This is a genomic window from Catellatospora chokoriensis (assembly GCF_011297315.1).
Lineage (GTDB): Bacteria > Actinomycetota > Actinomycetes > Mycobacteriales > Micromonosporaceae > Catellatospora > Catellatospora citrea.
This window is the reverse complement of the sequence record NZ_JAAOTI010000011.1, coordinates 24,189-39,042: the sequence shown is the minus strand read 5'-3', so window position 1 is coordinate 39,042 and position 14,854 is coordinate 24,189. Positions and strand designations below refer to the sequence as shown.

Annotated in this window: 20 protein-coding genes; 10 read left to right on the top strand and 10 right to left on the bottom strand. The window is 68.3% G+C overall.

The genetic code is table 11. From position 1 onward, the window contains the following. Positions 1–142: 142 nt before the first annotated feature. Positions 143–895, bottom strand: a complete 753-nt coding sequence (locus HAV39_RS17795) for a class I SAM-dependent methyltransferase (protein ID WP_191840334.1) — start codon at positions 893–895, stop codon at positions 143–145. A 333-nt stretch (positions 896–1,228) separates the two neighbouring features. Between HAV39_RS17795 and HAV39_RS17790 the strand changes: the two genes are divergently transcribed. Continuing rightward, positions 1,229–2,344 carry a MerR family transcriptional regulator gene (locus tag HAV39_RS17790; protein ID WP_203736398.1) on the top strand — a complete coding sequence of 372 codons (1,116 nt, stop codon included), beginning with the start codon at positions 1,229–1,231 and terminating at the stop codon, positions 2,342–2,344. Positions 2,345–2,486: 142 nt separating this feature from the next. Here the strand turns inward: HAV39_RS17790 and HAV39_RS17785 are convergent, their stop codons facing one another. The 3 genes from HAV39_RS17785 to HAV39_RS17775 are packed head-to-tail and all read right to left on the bottom strand — an operon-like array spanning position 2,487 to position 3,996. Further along, complete coding sequence (locus HAV39_RS17785; protein WP_191840332.1) at positions 2,487–3,062, bottom strand: dihydrofolate reductase family protein; 576 nt, start codon at positions 3,060–3,062, stop codon at positions 2,487–2,489. 60 nt (positions 3,063–3,122) lie between these two features. Next, complete coding sequence (locus tag HAV39_RS17780; RefSeq protein ID WP_191840331.1) at positions 3,123–3,413, bottom strand: DUF4287 domain-containing protein; 291 nt, start codon at positions 3,411–3,413, stop codon at positions 3,123–3,125. 4 nt (positions 3,414–3,417) lie between these two features. Beyond that, positions 3,418–3,996: a dihydrofolate reductase family protein gene (locus tag HAV39_RS17775; protein ID WP_244958823.1), complete on the bottom strand. Its 579-nt coding sequence runs from the start codon at positions 3,994–3,996 to the stop codon at positions 3,418–3,420. A gap of 84 nt (positions 3,997–4,080) precedes the next feature. Between HAV39_RS17775 and HAV39_RS17770 the strand changes: the two genes are divergently transcribed. The 4 genes from HAV39_RS17770 to HAV39_RS43275 are packed head-to-tail and all read left to right on the top strand — an operon-like array spanning position 4,081 to position 5,917. After that, entirely contained in the window at positions 4,081–5,022 is a 942-nt protein-coding gene (locus HAV39_RS17770; RefSeq protein ID WP_191840330.1) for a LysR family transcriptional regulator, read from the top strand. Between the two features lie 44 nt (positions 5,023–5,066). Beyond that, entirely contained in the window at positions 5,067–5,597 is a 531-nt protein-coding gene (locus HAV39_RS17765) for a hypothetical protein (RefSeq protein ID WP_191840329.1), read from the top strand. A gap of 11 nt (positions 5,598–5,608) precedes the next feature. Then, on the top strand, positions 5,609–5,776 hold the full coding sequence (locus HAV39_RS17760) for a hypothetical protein (protein WP_191840328.1): 168 nt from the start codon (positions 5,609–5,611) through the stop codon (positions 5,774–5,776). A 9-nt stretch (positions 5,777–5,785) separates the two neighbouring features. After that, positions 5,786–5,917, top strand: a complete 132-nt coding sequence (locus HAV39_RS43275) for a hypothetical protein (RefSeq protein ID WP_275413947.1) — start codon at positions 5,786–5,788, stop codon at positions 5,915–5,917. Positions 5,918–5,949: 32 nt separating this feature from the next. Here the strand turns inward: HAV39_RS43275 and HAV39_RS17755 are convergent, their stop codons facing one another. After that, positions 5,950–7,089: a serine hydrolase domain-containing protein gene (locus tag HAV39_RS17755; protein ID WP_191840327.1), complete on the bottom strand. Its 1,140-nt coding sequence runs from the start codon at positions 7,087–7,089 to the stop codon at positions 5,950–5,952. Between the two features lie 237 nt (positions 7,090–7,326). Between HAV39_RS17755 and HAV39_RS17750 the strand changes: the two genes are divergently transcribed. Both HAV39_RS17750 and HAV39_RS17745 read left to right on the top strand, forming a co-directional pair. Continuing rightward, a complete protein-coding gene (locus HAV39_RS17750; protein WP_191840326.1) occupies positions 7,327–8,007 on the top strand; it encodes a 2-phosphosulfolactate phosphatase in 681 nt (226 codons plus the stop codon). Between the two features lie 86 nt (positions 8,008–8,093). Beyond that, positions 8,094–8,429 carry an antibiotic biosynthesis monooxygenase family protein gene (locus HAV39_RS17745; RefSeq protein WP_191840325.1) on the top strand — a complete coding sequence of 112 codons (336 nt, stop codon included), beginning with the start codon at positions 8,094–8,096 and terminating at the stop codon, positions 8,427–8,429. Positions 8,430–8,627: 198 nt separating this feature from the next. Here HAV39_RS17745 and HAV39_RS17740 read toward each other — a convergent pair whose 3' ends face one another. Continuing rightward, positions 8,628–9,008: a hypothetical protein gene (locus HAV39_RS17740; protein ID WP_191840324.1), complete on the bottom strand. Its 381-nt coding sequence runs from the start codon at positions 9,006–9,008 to the stop codon at positions 8,628–8,630. 151 nt (positions 9,009–9,159) lie between these two features. Between HAV39_RS17740 and HAV39_RS17735 the strand changes: the two genes are divergently transcribed. Further along, entirely contained in the window at positions 9,160–9,696 is a 537-nt protein-coding gene (locus tag HAV39_RS17735; RefSeq protein WP_203736394.1) for a GNAT family N-acetyltransferase, read from the top strand. A gap of 216 nt (positions 9,697–9,912) precedes the next feature. Here the strand turns inward: HAV39_RS17735 and HAV39_RS17730 are convergent, their stop codons facing one another. The 3 genes from HAV39_RS17730 to HAV39_RS17720 form a co-directional block, all read right to left on the bottom strand. Further along, the gene (locus tag HAV39_RS17730) at positions 9,913–10,461 is read right to left on the bottom strand and encodes a hypothetical protein (RefSeq protein WP_191840323.1); all 549 of its coding nucleotides are present in this window, start codon (positions 10,459–10,461) and stop codon (positions 9,913–9,915) included. 184 nt (positions 10,462–10,645) lie between these two features. Continuing rightward, the gene (locus HAV39_RS17725; RefSeq protein ID WP_191840322.1) at positions 10,646–11,011 is read right to left on the bottom strand and encodes a hypothetical protein; all 366 of its coding nucleotides are present in this window, start codon (positions 11,009–11,011) and stop codon (positions 10,646–10,648) included. Between the two features lie 115 nt (positions 11,012–11,126). Beyond that, positions 11,127–11,363: a hypothetical protein gene (locus HAV39_RS17720; protein ID WP_191840321.1), complete on the bottom strand. Its 237-nt coding sequence runs from the start codon at positions 11,361–11,363 to the stop codon at positions 11,127–11,129. Between the two features lie 115 nt (positions 11,364–11,478). Between HAV39_RS17720 and HAV39_RS17715 the strand changes: the two genes are divergently transcribed. After that, positions 11,479–11,973: an NUDIX domain-containing protein gene (locus HAV39_RS17715; protein ID WP_191840320.1), complete on the top strand. Its 495-nt coding sequence runs from the start codon at positions 11,479–11,481 to the stop codon at positions 11,971–11,973. 201 nt (positions 11,974–12,174) lie between these two features. On the opposite strand, the gene HAV39_RS17710 is transcribed toward HAV39_RS17715, so the two are convergent. Continuing rightward, positions 12,175–13,443, bottom strand: a complete 1,269-nt coding sequence (locus HAV39_RS17710; RefSeq protein ID WP_191840319.1) for a Gfo/Idh/MocA family protein — start codon at positions 13,441–13,443, stop codon at positions 12,175–12,177. An 83-nt stretch (positions 13,444–13,526) separates the two neighbouring features. Between HAV39_RS17710 and HAV39_RS17705 the strand changes: the two genes are divergently transcribed. Then, entirely contained in the window at positions 13,527–14,693 is a 1,167-nt protein-coding gene (locus HAV39_RS17705) for an ROK family transcriptional regulator (RefSeq protein ID WP_191840318.1), read from the top strand. Positions 14,694–14,854: the final 161 nt, after the last annotated feature.

Here is a 14,854-nt window from a genome sequence, read left to right as displayed (position 1 = left end):
ATTGACGAAAGCCCAGCTCATTCGTGAGCTGGGCTTTCGTCTGTCTGGGGCGGTTGGGTCGTCGATGGTGGATGTGGCGGTGCGCGAACGGCATTCGACGACCGTCAGCTCGGGCGTTAGGTGGGTTTGTCGTCGCCTTGGATCACGCGGACTCGCAGATGCAGAGTTGAAGCGGCGCATCGACGGCAAACGGTCGACCGGACCAGTCGCCGAAGCGCTCGACGAGCCGAAGGCCGCCGAGGGAGACGAGTAGCGGCAGCTCTTGCGGGAAGATGCTTCTGATTTCGAGCGGTGCGACGACGAAGTCGGGATCGGAGCTGGTCGAGAAGTAGTACGTCCCGCGTGTGACTTGCGCGGGCGCGTCGTAGATCTCAGCGACATCGACACTGACGTTGCCACGGTCAGGATCTGTGAACGACAACGACTCCCGGGTGCGCCGCACGCCATCGGCTTCGGCAAGGAGGCGCACGCTCGGGTTGAATACATCGAAGACGAACCGTGCTCCGGGTGCCAGGTGTCTGCGAACCGACCGGAAGCAGCGCACCAAATCCTCAACCTCATGCAGATGCAGGAGGGAATTGGCTGTGATGAACACGAAGTCGAACGTGCGGCCCAGATCGAAGGCCCGCATGTCGCCCTGCATCCATTCCACCGCTACACCGCGCTCGTTCGCCTTACGCTGGGCCTCGGCCAGCATGTCTGACGAGAAGTCCAGGCCGACGCACGGATGCCCGTCGGACGCGATCGGGATCAGCTTGTGCCCGGTGCCGCACCCGAGCTCCAGTACGCGCCCGCCTTGCCGATTGGCGTCGGCCCGGTAGAAGTCGACTGCAGGCCCGCCACCCGGCCACATCAGGTCGTACAGCCTCGCGTGGGAGTAGAACGCTTCACTCATCAAGCGCCTCCTCCTTTCCGACTCATCCGCAGTTGGCCGTGGTGGCCTGTTGATTCAAGCTTGTGCGCACGTGCCGTGTCTGCCGGTTTTTGCCAAACGGGATACGGGCCTTGGTGGTGCCGGTGGTTGCAGTAGCCGCGTCCGGCGCGCTCGACGTGCTCGGCCGATGGTCGAACCGTCACGCCCGCCGACGAACGGCCGTGACGACCACGGCAGACGAGCAGATCGCTCAGCTGATCCGATAGCCGCGGAGCCGCTGCTCCGCGTACGGCTCTTGCTGCCGACAGCGAGGCGCTTGACCCTCACGTGGCGTCAGGCGGCATAGTCGGTCGCGTGGAAGAGCACTGGACCGTAGGCCGCGTGGCCGAGCTGGGCGGCGTGAGTGTCCGCACGCTGCATCACTATGACGAGATCGGACTCGTGCAGCCGTCGGCTCGGACCGCGGCCGGGTACCGGGCCTACTCGGCGGGCGACGTGGAGCGGCTGCGCGAGGTGCTGGCCTACCGTCGGCTGGGGTTCGGGCTGCAGGAGGTCGCGGACTTGGTCGGCGACCCGTCCACCGACGCGGTAGCGCACCTGCACCGACTGCGCAGCCTGCTGTTGGAGCGGCGCGAACGCGCTGATGCCATGGTCGCCGCCATCGACAGGGAACTTGAGGCACGAGCGAAGGGACTGGCAGTGACACCGGAAGAACAACTGGAGGTGCTCGGTGCGCGGCTGTACGACGCGATCGGCGGTGCCTACACCGCGACACGGCGCACGGAGCCGCGGATCGCCGCGCAGATCTGGGACGCGCTCGGGGACGCGCAGACAGTGCTGAACGTCGGGGCCGGCACCGGCTCCTACGAGCCCTCCGATCGTGACGTGACCGCGGTGGAGCCGTCGGCGGTAATGCGGGCGCAGCGTCCGGCGGGCGCGGCTCCGTGCGTGGCAGCCGCCGCGGAAAGCCTGCCTTTCGAGAACCAGTCATTCGACGCCGCGATGGCCGTCTCCACCGTCCACCACTGGGGGGACCCGATCGCCGGGCTGCGCGAGATGCGGCGCGTCGCCCGTCGCGTGGTGGTGCTCACGTTCGACACCGACGAGCCCGGATGGCAGGACAGGTTCTGGCTGACCCGCGACTACTTGCCCGAGTTCACCACCGTCCTCGCAGATTTTCCCTCGCTTGCCGGGATGGCCGACGTGATCGGCGCCCGCGCGGAGCCGGTCCCCATTCCGTGGGACTGCGCCGACGGCCTGTTCGAGGCGTACTGGCGCCGACCGGGGGCGTATCTGGAGGATCACGTGCGCCGTGCGATGTCGGTGTGGACGACGGTCGGGCCGGAGGCCGAGCAGCGTGCGGTACGAAGCCTCGACGACGACCTCGCCTCCGGCCGGTGGGCCGAGCGCAACCGCGACCTCGCCGACCTTGACGCGGCAGATCTCGGCCTCCGCCTGCTCATAGCCTGAACTGCGTCGCAGCGTCAGCCTGATAGCGGTTTCCGGATGGCCCGCCGGCCATGCACATCGAGATGCGCGAGATGTTCGAGCAGCGGTGACCGGTGTTCGTCGGAGTCGGCCCCTGAACCGAGCCGACCCCGACGGGGCTGGCTCAGCGGATGACGTCGTAGGTCAGCTTCTGGATTCCGTTGGAGTAGGCCTTGCTCTCGATAAGCCTGAGGTTCTGCTTGTCCTTGTCGGTGCTGCTGAACAGCTGCTTGCCCGCGCCGAGCAGGACTGGGAAGACCAGCAGGTGGTAGCGGTCGATCAGGCGGGCATCGGACAGGCTGCGGTTCAGGGTGGCGCTGCCGTGGATGCTGATCGGCCCGCCCTCGGTCTCTTTGAGTGCGGCGACGTCGTCCAGTGAACGGAGGATGCTGATCTGGCCCCAGTTGGACACCAGGTCCTTCTCCTGCAGCGTGGTCGACACGACGTACTTCGGCATCGCGTTGTAGCCCGGAAACTCCGCGGTCATGGTCGGCCACACCGGCGAGAACGCCTGGTAGCTGACCCGGCCCAGCAGCATGGCCGTGGCCTCGTCCTGCTCACTGACCTTGGTCTCGTACGCGGCCTCGTCGAACGCGATATCGTTGAATGTCCATCCCGAGTTGCGGTAGCCCGGTTCTCCGCCGGGCGCCTCGATGACGCCGTCGAGCGAGACGAACGCGGTGGCGATCAGGGTGCGCATAGGTGGCTCCTTGGTTTGTCTGAAATGTTGTCGTCAGTGTCTTGAACGGCGGCTGCCGGGTCAGGCCGGTCGGGTGGCCTTGCCGTCCAGCCAGAGGGTGTCGGTGGCGTCGCGATGCGAGCCGTCTGCACCGACGTGCTTCGCGCTGATCTTCGACCCCTTCTTGATTACGTGGACCAGGGCCATCGCGTGCCCGCGCCCGAGGCCGTACTCGTCTTTCAGCCAGTCGGTGATCACGCTGGCCTTCACCTCGGCCGCGTTGTAGCCGTGTTGCTCGGCCTCCTCGACCAGTGCGCGCGGGGTCTTGCCGGTCTTGTCCTCGATCGAATCGAGGTATGCCTGGAAGGACATCTCCTCAGCCTCCGAGCCGGTAGTGCAGGTGGACGACGCCGGTGTCGTAGGTCCGGGTGTGTGCGAGGGTCATGTCGACGCGCTTGCCTTGCTCGGGGAACAGCCGGGTCCCGCCGCCGAGCACGATGGGGAACACCATCAGGTGCAGGTCGTCGATCAGACCGGCCTGCAGCAGGGTCTGGACGATGGAGATGCTGCCCGAGATGTTGATGTTGCGGCCGGGAGCGTCCTTGAGCGCGGCCAGCCGCTGTGCCAGGTCACCGTCGAGGATCTCGCTGTTGCTCCACCCGGCCGCGGTCAGGGTCGTGGACGCCACGAGTTTGCGGATGCCGTTGAGAGCGTCGGCCATCGGTCCGCTCTGCGTAGCCCAGTACCTGGCGAACTCCTCGTACGTCCGCCGGCCCAGCAGCAGCGTGTCAGCATCAGCGATCATCCCGGCGATGGCCGCCCCGGCCTCGTCGGTCATGTGCTGGAAGGTCCACTGCTCGGGGGTGCCCACGACGCCGTCGGCAGAGATGAACAGGCCGGTAACGATCTTGCGGTACGCCACTTTGGTGTCCTTTTCCTGGGGAAGGGGTGACACCAACCACCTTCGGCGAGCGGGAGATAATGATCAAGCAGGGTTCCGGCTACGGTCGTTGCGCTGGGCGCAACGACGGGGGCGGACATGCTGGAACGGGCCGAGGTCGAGGTGCTGCTCACCCTCGCCAAGGAGTTGCACTTCGGCCGAACCGCCGAGCAGATGCGGCTCACCACAGGCCAGGTCAGCCGGATCGTCAAGCGCCTGGAACGTCGGATCGGGGCCGACTTGTTCGTCCGCACCAGCCGCGCCGTCGCGCTGACGCCGATCGGCGCGAGCCTCGTCGGGGAGCTCACCCCGCACGTGGCAGGCATCGACAACGCGGTGCGCCGTGCCATCGAAGCCGCTCGCGGGATCAGCGGAATGCTGCGCGCGGGTTTCCTCGGTGCCGCCGCAGGCCAACTGCTTCTCAAGGCGGTCGCGCGGATGGGCGCCCGGTATCCCGATTGCGAGATCCACATCCACGAGGCCCAGGTCCATGACGCCTACGAGCGCGTCTTCGGCGGCACGGTCGACGTCCTGATCACCGCACTGCCCGTCCACGGTGTGCGCGTGGGCCCGGTGCTGCTGTCCGAGCCGCAACTACTGGCCGTCCCGCTCGACCACCCCCTGGTCGGTCAGGCCGAGGTCACCCGGGAGGTGCTGGCCGACCACCCGGTCGTCCAGATGCCCGATACCCTTCCCGAGGAGACCCGGCTCTACCGTATCCCCGCCACCACACCGAGCGGACGCCCCGTGCCCCTCGGCCCGAAAGCCGACACCTTTCCCGAAATCCTCGCCCTTGTCGCCACCGGCAAGGGCGTCTTCCCGGTCGGGGAGCACGCCGCACGTTTCTACCCCCGGCCCGACATCGTCTACCTGCCGATGCCCGATGCCCCGCCCGTACGATGGGCCCCGGTGTGGCTGGCGGCCAACGAGACGGCGCTGGTTCGCGCCTTCGCCGACTGCGCTGTCGAAGCAGCGGCGCCGGCACCGCCGCGACAAGAACACGTCGCCGATCCAGGTAACACCCGGGCGCGACCGCGGTAGTCCGCCCTGCGAGGCGGGTTGCGGGCGGAACTACGGTGACGGTCATGAACGGTGACGGCCCGACAACGACCCGGCTGGCTCTGGTGCGCTGGATAGCGGCTGTGGCCGCGGTGCTGGCGATCAGCATCAGCGCCGCCGTCTACTACTTCAGCAGGTCTGACACATTCGATGTCGTGGGACAACTTCAGATGCCGCTGCGCCCGGGCGCGACGGACGGCACATGTTCGCCTGCGGCTTTGCGGACCGTCGGCGCACTGTCAGATCTGATGCCCGGCACACCGGTGGTGATCGTTGACGAGCATGGCAGCTCCTTGGCGTCCGGCAGCCTCCAGGCGCCGAAGCGGGTGCCTTTGCACGAGGGAGTTGTGCTCTGCCATGTTCCTTTTGCCGTCCACGGGGTTCCTGAAGGCCTGCCACAGTATGGAGTGCGCATCGGTGACCGCCCCACCCGCATCCTTGCTGGCGAGGCGTTGCACAGCCCGATCTGGGTCCTTGTCACTGAGGAACGCGAGATCGGCACCGTGGGTCTCGGCATGTTCTTTCCCGGCGCGGGCAGCCTGATGCCGAACCAGTAACGCACCAGGTCGTGATCGTCGATCTCCACTGGCCGAGTATTCAGCTGTGTTCGTTGGTGCGCAGCTACCTTTCGCTCGGCGGCGACCAGAAGGGACTCACCGCAGCACAACCCGCTGTATCCGCCGGTCTGGGGGTTTCGGTGGGGCTCGTGACGCTGGCGGCGATCAGCCCCGCGTAAACCCGGGCGATGGAGATCCAGGTGAATGGCGTGGCGTGGCAGCTGCTGCTGAGCGCCGCGGCGGCGGCTGTGGTCATGGCCGCAGCCGGTGGCTGGGCGACCTGCCCACGCCCGGCACGTCTGGTACGGCGAACCGACTGACCATTTCGAGAGGGTCCCGTCGGGGCCACCTGCTACTCGGTGGGCAGCTTGGGCCAGGGGTGGCCCGGACTGATGATCTTCACGATCCCTTCCATCAACGCCCAGCTCCCCGGCACGTCGACGTTCGAGTTGAGCATCACGACCATGGTGGTCTGCTCATCGGGCAGGTAGTACGGATACGTCATGAAGCCGGAGATGTTGCCGTTGTGGCCGATCCAGCCGTTCTGGTTCTCGATCGCCAGGCCGTACTGAGCGCCCTGTCCCTCCTCGGGCGCGGGCAGGAACTGATCGCGCTGCTGCAGCATCTCGGGGGTGAGCAGCTTGCCCGTGGCCAGGTCTTGGGTCCAGACGCGGACGTCGTCGAGCGTCGACACCATCTGACCGGCCGCCCATCCCCATGAGGAGTTCCAGTTCGTGGCGTTCACGGTCGCACCGTCGGCGGCTTTCGCGTAGCCCTGGGAGTGGGGTGAGGGGAAGTCGGTGCCGGGCGGGAAGGCAGTGCTCCCCAGTCGTTCCGGCTTCAGGATATGTTGGTCGATGAATGCTTCGAGAGACTGGCCGGAGACCTTCTCGACGACGAGCCCCAGCAGCACGGTGTTGGTGTTGGAGTAGTCGAACTTCGTGCCCGGCTCGAAGAGCAGCGGACGGCTGAAGCTGACGGCGAGCAGCTCCTGCGGCGTCCACTGGCGATCGGGCTCGCTCGACAGGCTGGCTGTGGTCACGTCCGCGTAGTTGAACAGCCCGCTGCGCATCGCGGCCAACTGGCGCAACGTGATCACATCGCCGCTCGGGACACCGGGCACGTACCGGTCGATCGGATCGTCGAGTCCGAGTTTCCCCTGCTGTGCCAGCTGCAGCAGGGCAGTCACGGTGAACGTCTTGGTGAGGCTGCCGATACGCATGTGGAGATCCGTGGCCATGGGCTGTCCGGTGCTCGTGTCCTGGACACCGAACGCGCGTACGTATGGGGCCTTGGCCTCCTGCCAGACACCGACGATCGCCCCCGGAATCGAGGCCTGCCGCATCAGCTCGGGAATCGCGGCGGTGAGCTGGGCATCCCGGTCAGCCGAACGCCGGCCGTCCCGGTCGACCGGCGAAAGCGTCGACTGGGCGCATCCGACCAGGGCTGTCATGACGATCGCGGCTACCCCGACCGCGCTCTTCCGCCACATCGAGAATCTCCCTCCGGGACCGCGTTCCGATCGGCGCCACCATGCACGCCTCGCTGCCCGAACGGTCTGAATCTCATCAAATCATCACAGATGGCTCTCGGTCACCGGGTCACCGATTTTCCTGGGCAGTCAACGGCGACCGATGACGGCACACCATGCGAAGACGGTGGGCGCGCGCCAGTTCACGCTGCGAGATTGTCCTTGCGGCTCGGCCTTCTGCGGCGAACGATCAGCGCCGTGTCGATCGTGGGAATGGATGCCGAAATCCCGACCGGCAGGATCGTCGTCGTCATCGATGTCATCCGCGCTTTCACGACGGCTGCGGTTGCCTTTGAGCGTGGCGTGACAGAGATAGCCTGTGCGCCGTCCGCCGACGTCGGCCGAGGTCTCCGTGGGCTATACCCGGACCGTCTCCTGATCGGGGAGGTCAACGGGCTCAAGCCCGCGGATTTCGACTTCGGGAACTCGCCGTTCGAGATGTCGACGGCGCGGCTCGACGGCCGACGTCTGATCCAGGCGACATCGAACGGCACGCTCGGACTCTCCCGATGTCCGAACCCGGCGGCACTGCTGGCGGTGTCGGCGCTGAATGTCGGTGCCGCCGCCAGATGGATCGATAGCAATCACGCCGACACTCCGTACACCATCATCTGCACCGGCCGGACCACGGAGGACTGGGTCTGTGCGAGGTACCTGGCCGACCTTCTCGACGGGTCGGCACCGCGACGGGCAGACCTGGTCACGGGCATCATGGACGGCGCGGCCGAGCATGCTCGCCACTATGCGCGACTACCCGCGTCCGAACGCCCTGATACTTCCAGGGACCTCAGCTTCTGCTGCGATGTCGACCGGTCCGCGTTCGCGATGGTCGGCGAAGTCCGCAAAGATCACGTAGTCCTCACCAGAGTGCCCTGCTGAATCGGGGCACCTCTCGGCCTGTCATCAGCCACGTCGGCCCGGCGCGTGTGCGCATGCCTTCCCGGCCGGTCGGACAGAATGGCAACATGACCATTGTCAAGATCAATGCCATCACCGTGCCGGCCGACAGCGGCGACGAGCTGGCGCGCCGCTTCGCCGCGCGGGCCGGCGCCGTCGATGACCAGGACGGATTCGAAGGCTTCGAGCTGCTCCGCCCGAACGACGAGCGGACCACGTGGCTCGTCATCACCCGCTGGCGCGACGAGGGGGCATTCCAGGCGTGGGTCAGTTCACCCGCGTTCGCACACGGCCACCGGTCGGCGGCCGAGCGCTCGGGTGAGTCGGCGCCGCCACCGGTCGGGGTGCACAGCGAGGTCTGGTCGTACGTTCCCGCCGGCGGGTCGGGCCCGGCACGGCCCTGACCGGGCCGCGCCCGCAATCGCGAACCCGGCCGAACCTTCACCCCGCTACGGGCCGCCGGTGTCGTTCCCGTCTTCTTCGGGAGGACGCCGGCCGTTGCGCGGGTGCCGTGCGCCAAGCGCTCGCACCGCGTGAAGACCGGAGTTCGATCACAAGACTGAGGAGGGTGCCGGCAGCAGCGACGCACGTGACCGCCGATGTCACATGCTGGCAACCACCACTACGGTAAGTAGGGTCCATCCGATCAGCACGGCACCTACGCCCGCGTGGACACCCGAGCGCACTCCGGCCGACGCCATCACCACCAGGGTGATGAGTTGCGCGCCAATGCTCAGGACCAGCGCCGGGCCACCCACGGACACGCCGCCGACAAACGTGCTCTCCTGCATGTCAGGACCGCACTCGAAGCCGATCCCGTCGCAGTAGTCGGGCGTGTTGCTCGGAATGATGACAGCGAAGGCGCTGAAGCCGCAGACGAGCAGGGCTGTGCCGGCCGCGATGATGGAGAGCCCGGTGGACCAATACGAGCGCGGTTGCGGCACGTCTCGTTCCTCGGCTGATGGCGCGGACATCAGTGACATGGAGCGAGCCTATGCGGTTGCTGTACGGCAGTGGAGCACGACAACCATCACCCAGCACTGGCGCTAATCGGGTGCGCCCGAACGCCTGACCTCGTAGGAGGCTTTTCATGTCCTCCGATTACTTTCTTGACGTGTGACGGATGATGAGCCGGTGATCGCTGACCTGACGATGCGGGCGCTGGCCGAGCCGGACCTGCTGACGATCCCAGCGGCGTTCGCCGAACTCGGGTGGCCGGGTAAGGACGTGCAGCAGTTCCGGCGCTACCTGGCCGAGCAAGCTGCTGGCGACCGGGACGTCATCGTCGCTGAGCTGGGTGGGCGGTTCGCGGGCTACGTCACCGTCGCGTGGAATAGCGGCTATCGGCCGTTTCGGGTCGCGGGGATCCCGGAGATCCAGGATTTCAACGTGCTCCCGGCGTGCTGCCGGCGGCGAGTCGGCAACTCGTTGATGGACGCGGCCGAACGGCTGGTGGCCATGCGGACTTCGATAGTGGGTCTCGGGGTGGGCCTGTATGGCGATTACGGTGCGGCGCAACGGATGTACGCCAAACGTGGTCACCTCCCGGACGGGCGCGGGATCATGTACGCAGCTGAGCCGGTGCCGCCGGGAGAGTTGGTCGTGATCGACGACGATGCGTGCCTGATGTATACGCGCGAGCTGAATCAGACCCTGCATCCCGTGCTGTGAAGTCCGGTAGATCTCCAGCTCGGTGATGGCGTCGAGGTACATCGGGAACCGGTCGAGCAGGCCGCGGTGGCCGGTGGCCGGCAGCCGCACTCACGCCAGGGCTTCGCGTCGTGCATCGCGCCTGGCCGCGGTGCGCCGGTGAGCACGAGCCTGCCGGGGAACGAGCCGACGACCGGACCAGCGCCGTGGTGACGACCGGCGAATGGGCGAACTCGATCAACCATGCCGCGCGCGCCACTCGTCATACGCCGCCTTCTGCCGCGCATCAAAGTTCTCGACCGGCCGCGTGCGAGGGTCGCGCAAGCCGAAACTGACTGTGCTCCACAGCGGGGTGCTCCTCCAGAGAGCCTGCAGCGTCGGCAGGTGCTCCACCTCCCACAAGACCTCACGCAAGGCATCGGCCATCCCAGGACCTGTCCGCCCGTGATAGACGCCGCTGCCCTGGGTGTTCAACTTGCCGACGTCGGCGAACGCGGCTCGGTTTCGGAACACCATGTCAAGGCTGAGCTTCCAATGGTCGGGTGCGTATCCTGTCGGCGCGGGCCAGGTGGCGGAAGCGTCCACGGTCAGATGCCTGCAGAACGACAGGTTCGGCAGTCCGTCACTCCACCTCGGGCGGCCCCACGACACCTCGAACCCGTCTTCGAGCCCTGCCTGGTTCGGCTCCAGCCCGTCGATGTCGATCGCCAGGAACGCCCAGAAGACCCTCCATGCCAACTCCGGACTCTCCACCCGATTCGGGTCCGAACCCTGGTCGCGGATCATGTCCCGCAGGACCTCCGCTGCATCCGGCCACAACACGAGCACGCCACAAACTAGCAGTTCACCCGTGACTTCTCAGAGCAGAGTGTGCGGCCGAAGCTCACCGACATTGCGCATTGCCGCCGATGGACACGGAGCCGGAATTCGCCGACATCTGACGTCCGTTCTCGGCCGTCGAGATCAGTCTCTACGTCGCGTCCGGCTGCCGCGGAGCACTCGCAGGCCCGATCACGGGGCCGCTCATGTTCACCACCGGATACCAGACTCCCCGCCACGCCGGGTTGCCCAGCGGACCGCGCCAGTTCAGGTCGATGGGCGGGTTGCGCAGGGCGGGGACTTCGAGGGGCGGCAGCGGCTCGCCGGCCGCATCCTCGAGCAGGCGCAGGCAGTCCTGCTCGTCGTAGCCGGTCACGCCCGCTCCCCGTTCGAGGATCCGGTACAGGAGCGTGCCCCCGTCGACGCGAACCTGACCAGGTCCCAGCGGCGGGGGCCGGTGATCGGCGAGGTCGAAGACGAACCAGTAACGCACCAGGTCGGGATCGTCGATCTCCACTGGCCGAGTATCCCGCTGTGTTCGTTCGTGCGCAGCTACCTTTCGCTCGGCGGCGACAAAAAGGACTCGCCGCAGCACGACCCGCCGTACCTGCCGACGGGCTGGGCGACGTCGGTCAGAGCAGCCGCCAGCGCCAGCAGTACGGCCCCGACGTCGACGCCGGCCGGAAGGTCGTCCCGTCCAGCCGGTCGATGGCCGGCTCATCGCCGTCGAACCACAGCGTCTCGCCCGCGCGGATGAGCACGGCGCGCTCGAAGGTGACGAACCAGCTGCCCCGGATCTCGTCGTCGATCATGACGTCGTCGACGAGCATTGCCCGCGACATCGTGACCCTGTCCCCGAACAGCCGCATGGCGTACACGATGCCGCAGGCTGAGCGCGGGTTCAAGGGAGTTCGTGGCGGGGCGGTCGCGCAGGGTCGGGGAGCCGCAGCAGGCCGCGAGCGCGGCCGGGCTAGCGTGGTGCCCATGCCGGAACGCCACTCCCACTGCTCCTACTGCGGCACCGCCTACGCCGCCGATCTGGCGTGGCCACGCCGGTGTGCGACCTGCGAGCAGGTCAGTTACGTGAATCCGGTGCCGGTCGCCGTGGCGGTGCTGCCGGTCGGGGACGGGCTGCTCGGCGTGCGGCGCATCATCCCGCCCGGTGCGGGCCGGGTGGCGCTGCCGGGAGGTTTCATCGATCTCGGTGAGTCATGGCAGGCGGCGGTGGTCCGGGAGCTGTGGGAGGAGACCGGGATCCGCGCCGACGAAGCCGATGTGAGCCTGTACGACACGCTCAGCGCGCCCGACGGCACCTTGCTCGTGTTCGGACTGCTGCCGCACCGCGACGTCGCCGACCTGCCCGCGCCGGTCGCCAACGAGGAGTCGGCCGGCTGGGAGCTGGTCACCCCGGCCACCCCGCTCGCCTTCAGCCTGCACACCGCCGTCGCGGCCCGCTATTTCGCCTCGCTGAACGCTTGAGCCGTACGCCGCCCGCGGCCGGGTCGTCCGACCACGAGCCGCAGCGGCCGCGCTCGCGGGCTGTTCGGGCGGTCTAGTACGCCGACCTGTCCACCGGCCGCTTCGCGGAGTTGTTCGGCACGTCCTGACTCCGCGAGGCGATCGCGGACGGCGCGCGCCGGCCATGAGCTTGCGTGGCCGACGGCCGCACCTGCCGGGCGGTCACGCGGGGGTGGGGACACCTCCGGTGACCGTACCGGTGGTGCGAGCCTGCTCGGCGGCCCAGACCACGCGGTGGCTGGCCAGGCTCGCGGCGGCGTCGGAGTGCAGCGCGGACGCGTCGCCGCAGGCGACAGCCTTGAGGAAGGCGTCCATGATGGCGTCGTCGCCGCCGCCGTGGCCGTCGCCCGCGCTGTCGCCGTCGAGCGTGCCGGTGTCGATGGTGTGCTGCTCGCCGGTGCGGAAGTCGGTGACGTGCAGCAGGCGGCCGTCGCCGTCGACGTAGCCGTGGGTGCCGAACAGCCGGGTGCGCCGGTGTTCCATGGGCGTGAACGCGGTCATGGTGAACGTGCAGGTCGCGCCGTCGGGGAACTCCATCGCGACGACCTGGTGGTCGACGACGTTGTTGTCGCTGCCGTAGACGCAGCGCCCGTACGGGCCGGTGCGCAGGGCGGCGTCGATGCCGGCCTCGGTGTGGTCGGTGGTGACGGCTGACAGTGGCCAGAACTCGCGGGCCGGGTCGCCCAGGCAGGAGCGGTAGAGGCGCGGCGCGGAGTAGGGGCAGCTCCGTTCGAGCGGGCAGTCCAGGCAGTTGTCGGCGGCTTCGGCCGGGCGCTGCTCGGGCCGGAAGTGGGCGAGCCCGCCGAACGAGCTGACCCGGCTGGGGGCCGCGCCGATCAGGTAGAGCAGCCAGTCGATGTCGTGGCAGGACTTGGTGAGCAGCAGGGGCGCGGACGTCTCGGAGTTGTTCCAGTGTCCGCGCACGAACGAGTGCGCGAAGTGCCACCAGCCGATCGGCTCCAGGTGCTGCACGTTGACGAGCTTGCCGATCGCGTCGCCGTCGAGCAGGCCTTTCAGCGCCCGGGTGTAGGGCGTGTAGCGCAGCACGTGGCAGACGGCGAGCATGACCCCGGCCGCGTCGACGGCGGCGGCGATGCGCAGCGCGTCGGGCTCGGTGGTGGCCATCGGCTTTTCCAGGAGTATGTGATAACCGAGCCCGGCGAAGGCGACGGCCGCGTCGGCGTGCATGCGGTCCTGGGTGGCGATCACGGCGGCGTCGCCGAGCCGTCCGGCGGCGGCGAGGTCGGCCCAGCCGGCGAACACCTGGTCGGCGGGCACGCCGAACTCGGCGGCGAAGGCCGCGCGGCGGGCGGGGTCCGGTTCGGCGACCGCCACCACCCGGGCCGTTCCGCCGGCGGCCGCGCGTCGGGCGTATCCGATGCCGCGCAGTCCGGCACCTGCCACGACCAGCCGCACCCCGTCTACAGTCATCTCAGCCATCCCGTGGAGGAGTTACTTTTGAAGGTCTCCATAATTAGTAACATGGCAGCGCGGTGTGCAAAAGGGGGCCGGTCGTGACCGAACAGCTCGCAGGTGGGGATCTCTCGCGGTTGCGGCAGCTCAACGCCCTCGCGGTGGTGCATGTGCTGCGCGGCCGACCGGCGCTGACGCTGACCGAGTTGTCGCGCGACACCGGTTTGTCCCGGCCCTCCACCGAGGACGTGGTGCTGCAGCTGCAGAACCAGGGCTGGCTGGAGGAGGTGCAGCCCGCGGCAGGCGGGATGGGCCGCCCGGCCCGCCGCTACCGGTTCCGGTCCGACGCCGGCTGGGTGCTTGGCGTGGACATCGGCGGGCACACCATCCGGGTGCTGGCCGCCGACCTGGACGGCGAGGTCAGGCACACCGTGCGCACGCCGGTGGCGATCACCGCGGGCCGGGCCGAGCGCCTCGGCGCGGTCGACGCCGCGGTCGCCGAGTGCCTGGCCGCGGCCGGGCTGACCGGCGCGGACATCTGGGCGACCACGGTCGGCACCAGCGGCCTGGTCGACGCGGGCGGCCGGGTCGTGCTGTCGGTGGCGTTCCCCGAGTGGACCGGGGTGCACCTGGCCCAGCACGTGGGCCGCCTGGTCGGCGGCACGGTGCTGGTGGAGAACGACAGCCGGCTGGCCGCCCTGGCCGAGACCTGGCGGGGCGTGGCCCGGTATGCCCAGCACGTGGTCTACCTGCTGGCGGGCCTGCGCACGGGCACCGGCCTGATCATCGACGGCAAGCTGCACCGCGGCTTCGCGCAGGCCGCGGGCGAGATCGGGGCGCTGCCCGAGCTGGGCTGGATCCGCGCGCAGGAGCACCTGCGCTCATGGACCGGTGCGCCCGCCGGCACCGACCCCGACGACCTGGCCGGATACGTCTTCGCCAGCGCCCGCGAGGGCGACCGCAAGGCGGTGGCCGTGGTGCGCCGCTATGCCAAGGAGCTGGCGCTCGGCGCGTCGGCGCTGGTCCTGGCGCTGGACCCGCAGCTGGTGGTGCTCGGCGGCGGCTTCTCCCGCTCCGCCGACGTGCTGCTCGACCCGCTGCGCCGGGAGATCGAGAAGCGTTGCGTACGCATCCCGGAGATCCTCACCTCGACGCTCGGCGACGAGTCGGTGGCGCTCGGCGCGGTGAAACTCTCGCTCGAACATCTGCAGGAGCATCTGTTCGACGTGCGCACCGGAGTGGCAGCACCGCTGCGACCTGCACGTTGATACTTCGGCATGCCGCGGTCCGGGTTCGGGTCTTGACAAACTTATTCAGGACTCCATTAATACTGGGCTAGCACATGTGACACGGGTCTCGGCGGCGCCGGATGGTGCCACGCCACCGTCCGTCCCCACCGCGGCCCGGTGAATCCCCGATGACGGCTTTG